Consider the following 224-nt stretch of genomic DNA (forward strand, 5'->3'; position numbering starts at 1 on the left):
GTTGCCGGCCTGACGACCGCGCAAATCGCTGCACTGTCGTCGGCCCAGGCAGGTGCGTTGACGACCGCCCAGATCGCTGCCCTGAGCACCGCCCAGGTGGCGAGCGGCCTGACGACGGCTGAGATCGCCGGCCTGAAGAGCAACCAGATGGGTGCCCTGACCACCGCGCAGATCGCTGCCCTGAGCACCGTCCAGGTGGCTGCCATCAACACGGCTGACCTGGC

At 68.8% G+C, this 224-nt stretch carries 1 protein-coding gene; it reads left to right on the forward strand.

The annotated features are described in order from the left end of the window. Positions 1 to 224 (forward strand): hypothetical protein (locus tag ASC93_RS31340; protein ID WP_162251812.1); only part of this gene is annotated, 224 nt, incomplete at both ends.

The sequence above is a fragment of the Massilia sp. Root335 genome (assembly GCF_001425685.1).
GTDB classification, from domain to species: domain Bacteria; phylum Pseudomonadota; class Gammaproteobacteria; order Burkholderiales; family Burkholderiaceae_D; genus Telluria; species Telluria luteola.